Annotated in this window: 5 protein-coding genes; 4 read left to right on the forward strand and 1 reads right to left on the reverse strand. The window is 66.7% G+C overall.

The window, feature by feature from the left end; translation table 11 throughout:
* Positions 1-115 precede the first annotated feature (115 nt).
* From N5D91_RS24210 to N5D91_RS24220, 3 genes are read left to right on the forward strand one after another with little or no spacing between them, the layout of a single operon-like run.
* Positions 116-1,933 (forward strand): ATP-binding protein, encoded by a 1,818-nt coding sequence (locus tag N5D91_RS24210; protein WP_110713717.1) that lies wholly within the window; start codon positions 116-118, stop codon positions 1,931-1,933.
* Positions 1,930-2,370, forward strand: coding sequence for a response regulator (locus N5D91_RS24215; protein ID WP_005411057.1), 441 nt, complete (start codon positions 1,930-1,932; stop codon positions 2,368-2,370). Before N5D91_RS24210 ends, N5D91_RS24215 begins: the two co-directional genes overlap by 4 nt.
* Before the next feature lie 4 nt (positions 2,371-2,374).
* Positions 2,375-3,886, forward strand: coding sequence for an ATP-binding protein (locus tag N5D91_RS24220; protein ID WP_164162132.1), 1,512 nt, complete (start codon positions 2,375-2,377; stop codon positions 3,884-3,886).
* A gap of 75 nt (positions 3,887-3,961) precedes the next feature.
* Here N5D91_RS24220 and N5D91_RS24225 read toward each other — a convergent pair whose 3' ends face one another.
* Positions 3,962-4,705, reverse strand: a complete 744-nt coding sequence (locus N5D91_RS24225) for a 20S proteasome subunit A/B (protein ID WP_110713713.1) — start codon at positions 4,703-4,705, stop codon at positions 3,962-3,964.
* 91 nt (positions 4,706-4,796) lie between these two features.
* Here N5D91_RS24225 and folK point away from each other — a divergent pair.
* Positions 4,797-5,235: 2-amino-4-hydroxy-6-hydroxymethyldihydropteridine diphosphokinase (gene folK, locus N5D91_RS24230; RefSeq protein WP_279908279.1), on the forward strand; the 439-nt coding region annotated here is incomplete at its 3' end.

A 5,235-nucleotide genomic window follows, 5' to 3' on the forward strand; every position in this document is an offset into this window, starting at 1 on the left:
GTTCAGGCAACCGCGCTGGAAACCCCAGACTTGTGACCGCCTGCGCTATATTGCCGGTTCCGCCGCAACCGGGCTCGTCCCGGAAAACGCTTCGCGGCTGTGCTGACGAGGAACTATGGCGCTGGTTTTCAGTGACGACATCTGGGACCGTTGGCGATTGCCAGCCTTGGCGCTGGCCGCCGCCGCGATCATCGTGGTGCCGTGGTTGACCCTGCGCAAACTGCAGCAGGACAACGAACAGGCGATGGCCTGGGTCAATCACACCCAGGCCGTCGGCGTAGCCTTGCAGCAGCTGCAGGCGGACGTACGCGATGTCGAGTCGGCGGCGCTGACGCTGTCCAAGGGTGTGGACGCGCCGGGGCTGCGCGAGCGCATGGCCAAGGCCAACGACATTCCCGGGCGCCTGGCCGAACTGGGCCGGATGACCCGCGACAATCCTGACCAGCTGATCCGCATCGGCCGTATCGAGTCGATGCTGGAAGGGCGCATGGCGCTTGCCCGTGAGCTGGCCAAGTCTGAGCCCAACAGTGATCAGCGCGGGCTGGTGAAGGACCTGAGCACGCGCTATCCGATTCGCGGCCTGGTTGAAGAACTGCAGGCCAGTGAGCAGAAACTGCTGACCCTGCGTGCGGAGCAGGCTGCGCGCCAGCGCAAGCAGACCGAGCTGGTGTCGTGGAGTTCGCTGGTGATCCAGCTGGCGCTGCTCGGCCTGGTGTTGTGGCTGCTGCAGCGGCAGATCGGCCGTCGCCTGCATGCCGAACGGCAATCACTGCGCGCGGCGGCACGTGCCGCGTCGGTACTGCAGACGGTGCGCGAACCGATCGTGCTGCTTGACCGTGACCTGCGTGTACAGCTGCACAACCCTGCCTTCGCCGAGCTGTACGGGCTGCAGGACGAACGTGCCGATGGCCTGCTGCTGGAATCCGTCGGTGATGGTGCGTGGAAGGACACGGTGGTGCGTCAGCGCCTGTCCGACGTGCTCTCGCGTGGTCGGGAGCTGTGGGACTTCGAGCACGAGCAGCGCACTGCCGATGGCATGGCGCGTTACATGCTGCTCAATGCGCGGCGCATGCCGCTGCCGGATACCGATGACGAGGTGGTGCTGCTGACGGTCAGTGACGTGACCATGCAACGTGCGGTTCAGCTGCGCGTGGAAGAGCTGAATCGCCAGCTGGAAGGCAAGGTGGCCCAGGTGTCCGAGGTCAACCGTGAGCTGGAGGCCTTCAGCTACTCGGTGTCGCACGACCTGCGCGCACCGCTGCGCCACGTGGCCGGTTTCTCCGACAAGCTGTCGCGCCACCTCGGCGACGCTGCCGACGACAAGAGCCGCCATTACCTGGAAGTGATCTCCAGTTCGGCGCGGCGCATGGCGGCACTGATCGACGACCTGCTGGTCTACTCGCGGCTGGGCCGCGCGGCGATGCGCCAGCAGGCGGTGGACATGCAGTCGCTGGTGGCCGATACCCGTGCGATGCTCGATTCCAACCTGCAGGCGGAGGCCGAAAGCAGCGGCCACGCGCACCAGGTGGAGTGGAGCATCGCGCCGCTGCCGATCGTGGTGGCGGACGAGAACATGATCCGCCAGGTCTGGCTGAACCTGCTCGGCAATGCGGTGAAGTACTCGGGCAACCGCGAGCCGGCGAAGATCCGCGTGGATTACCAGCCGCAGCCCGATGGCGGTCATCAGTTCACGGTCAGCGACAATGGTGCAGGCTTTGACATGGCCTACGCCGGCAAGCTGTTTGGTGTGTTCCAGCGCCTGCACAAGGCCAGTGACTACCCGGGTACCGGCATCGGCCTGGCCAGCGTGCGCCGCGTGCTGACCCGCCATGGCGGCCGTATCTGGGCCGAGGCCGAACCGGACGTCGGCGCCACCTTCCACTTCTACCTGCCTCCCGCGATCGATGCGGACAAACAAGGGCCTTCTGCATGACCACTCTGCGCACCATTCTTCTCGCCGAAGACAGCCCGGCTGATGCCGAAATGGCGATCGACGCCCTGGAAGAGGCGCGTCTGGCCAATCCCATCGTGCACGTCGAAGACGGCGTGGAAGTGATGGACTACCTGTTGCGCCGTGGTGCCTTCGCCAATCGCGAGGAAGGCCTGCCGGCGGTGCTGTTGCTGGACATCAAGATGCCGCGCATGGATGGGCTGGAAGTGCTGCGGCAGATCCGCGAGCACGAAGAACTCAAGCGCCTGCCGGTGGTGATCCTGTCGTCCTCACGGGAGGAAAGCGACCTCGCCCGCAGCTGGGACATGGGCGTGAACGCCTACGTGGTCAAGCCGGTCGACGTGGACCAGTTCTTCGGCGCGGTGCAGACCCTGGGCAAGTTCTGGGCGTTGATCAACCAGGCACCGGAACTCGAGTGAGCCCATGCCCCTGACCGGTCCCGCCCTGGGGGCGCTGCGCATCCTGCTGGTGGAAGACTCACCGGAAGATGCCGAGCTGATGTCTGAACAGATGCTCGACGCGGGCCTGGAAGCCCGCTTCGAGCGTGTCGAGAGCGAGGCCGAACTACGCCAGGCACTGGCCAGGTTCCAGCCGGACATCGTGCTGTCCGACCTGAGCATGCCGGGGTTCTCCGGTGATGACGCGCTGCGCATCGTGCGCGAGACCTCGCCGGAAGTGCCCTTCATCTTCGTCTCCGGCACCATGGGTGAGGAGAACGCAGTGGCGGCGCTGCAGAAGGGCGCCAACGATTACATCATCAAGCACCTGCCGGCGCGCCTGCCGTCGGCGGTGGCGCGTGCGATCCGCGATGCACGCAGCGCGGTGGAGCGTGCACGGGTGGAAACCGAACTGATGCGCGCGCAGCGCCTGGAAAGCCTGTCGCTGCTTGCCGCCGGCCTCAGCCACGACCTGCGCAACATCCTGCAGCCGTTGCTGATCATGCCGGACCTGCTGAAGGCGCGTACCGAGGATCCGCAGCTGCACCATCTGGCCGATGTCATCGCCGAGTGCGGCCGGCGTGGCCACGAGATGGCCGAATCAATGCTGTCGTTCGTGCGCGGTTCGCGCAAGCCGAGCGAGCGCATCGAGATCGATGGCCTGTTCGATGCGGTGGCACTGCTGTTGCGCAGCAACGTGCCCGATGCCGTGCGCCTGGAACTGCAGGTGCAGGACGAAGGCCTGGTGGTCGATGCCAACTACACCGAGCTGCAGCAGGTGATGTTGAACCTGGCGCTCAACGCGATCCAGGCGATGCCCAATGGCGGCCGCCTGAGCCTGACTGCCAGCCATGCCGGCCAGCGCGATGGCGTGGACTGGATGCACATCCGGGTCGCCGACGAAGGCATCGGCATGGATGCGGACACGCTGTCGCACCTGTTCAATCCGTTCTTCACCACCAAGGCCGATGGCACGGGCCTGGGCCTGATTTCCTGCAAGCGCATCGTTGAAGGCGCCGGCGGCAGCATCCACGTCAGCAGCCAGCCGGGGCAGGGCACCTGCTTCGAACTGCGGCTGCCGATGCACGAGGCCATCGATGGCAGCGAGCCGATCGAGCAGCTGGTGGCGCTGGGTAGCGGCCAGTCGATCCTGGTGGTCGATGGCGAAGCCACGCGCCTGTCGCTGCTCGGCAACGCGCTGTCCAGCCAGGGCTACCAGTTGCAGCTGGCCTCCGATGGCCCGGCGGCGCTGCGCTGGATGCAGCAGGAGGCGATGCCGGCGCTGGTGATTGCCGATGCTGGCTCCAAGCTGCTGCCGGCCAGCCAGCTGCTGGGCGAGATGGCGACGTTGGGCTATCGCGGCCCCGCGCTGGTGCTGGAGGATGCGGCAGTGACGGTACCGGCCGATACGTTCCCTGCGGGTGTCGAGGTGCATGTGCTGCACAAGCCGCTGCAGATGCAGCAGGTCTTCCGCGCGGTGGCCGAAGCGCTGGGCTGATGCCGCGGTAGTGCCGGCCGCTGGCCGGCATCCGCGTGCGGTGGGATCATTGCGGTTGCCGGCCAGCGGCCGGCACTACCGGTCCAGGGTTTCCCAGGGGAACCGTGGCAGCGCATCCACCGCCTGTTCCAACCGCCGCGACCAGTTCTGGTGGATGTCTGCATACAGCGCTGAATCCGCGCCCAGCCGCAGCTGCTGGCCGATGCGCAACTCGCCGTCGCGCAGCAGCGCCAGGTCGATCGGCAGGCCCACCGACAGGTTGGAACGGATGGTGGAGTCCAGCGAGACGATGGCCGTGCGCGCGGCATCCTCCAGGTGTGTGGCCGGGCTGAGGATGCGGTCGAGGATCGGCTTGCCGTACTTGGATTCACCGATCTGCAGGTACGGCGTCTCCGGCGAGGCGGCGATGGCGTTGCCGAGCGGATAGATCATGTACAGCCCGGGGCGCTCGCCGGCGATCTGGCCGCCGAAGATCAGCGTGGCCTGGGTATTGACCCCATCGTGGCCATGTTCGCTGTGGTTGCTGTGCACCTGGCTGTCCACCAGCAGCTGGCCGACGTACTCGGCGGCTTCGAACAGGTGGGTTATGTCGCGCAGGTTGGGCGCGCGCCCTTCGTCGGCATCGCGCCCCAGGCGCGACACCAGCAGCTGGGTGGTGGCCAGGTTGCCAGCCGCCATCAGCACGTAGGCTGCCTGGCCGGGGTACTCGAACACGTGCAGCTTGCGGTGCACGCGCACATCGTCCAGCGAGGCATTGGTCCGGGTGTCGGCAGCGAAGACCAGGCCTTCGTCCACCTCGATTCCAACGCAATAGGTCATGTCGGTGCCCTATCATGTGCGTCCCGGATTGTAGGCAGGCCGCCGTGACGACGGCATGTCCACGCCCCCCAAGTGCCGTCACCTGAACCGCATGACCACCGTGCTCCTGAGCCTGGGCAGCAACGTCCAGCCCCGTCGCTACCTCCACGCCGCGGTGGCGGCCCTGCGCGAGCGCTTCGGCGCGCTGCAGGTGTCGCCCGCCTACCGTACCGCCGCGGTCGGCTTCGATGGCCCGGCCTTCCTCAACAATGCGGTGGCGATCGAAACCGACCTGCCGCTGCAGGAACTGGACGACTGGCTGCATGCGCTGGAAGACGCACACGGCCGCGACCGTAGCGGGCCGCGCTTCTCCGACCGGACCCTGGACATCGACGTGGTGTTCTACGGGGATCTGGTGGTGGAAGGTCCCGGCCACCTGCGCATTCCGCGCCCGGAGCTGAAGCATGCCTTCGTGCTGAAGCCGCTGGCCGACATCGCGCCGGGCTTCATCGACCCGGTCAGCGGGCAGGACCTGGCCACGTTGTGGCGTG

It is taken from the genome of Stenotrophomonas sp. GD03794 (genome assembly GCF_029842145.1).
GTDB classification, from domain to species: Bacteria; Pseudomonadota; Gammaproteobacteria; order Xanthomonadales; family Xanthomonadaceae; genus Stenotrophomonas; species Stenotrophomonas riyadhensis.

Excerpts from the sequence above, each read along its gene's own strand:
- N5D91_RS24225 (WP_110713713.1), bottom strand. The coding sequence starts at position 4,705 with ATGACCTATTGCGTTGGAATCGAGGTGGACGAAGGCCTGGTCTTCGCT.
- N5D91_RS24210 (WP_110713717.1), top strand. The coding sequence starts at position 116 with ATGGCGCTGGTTTTCAGTGACGACATCTGGGACCGTTGGCGATTGCCA.
- N5D91_RS24215 (WP_005411057.1), top strand. The coding sequence starts at position 1,930 with ATGACCACTCTGCGCACCATTCTTCTCGCCGAAGACAGCCCGGCTGAT.
- N5D91_RS24220 (WP_164162132.1), top strand. The coding sequence starts at position 2,375 with ATGCCCCTGACCGGTCCCGCCCTGGGGGCGCTGCGCATCCTGCTGGTG.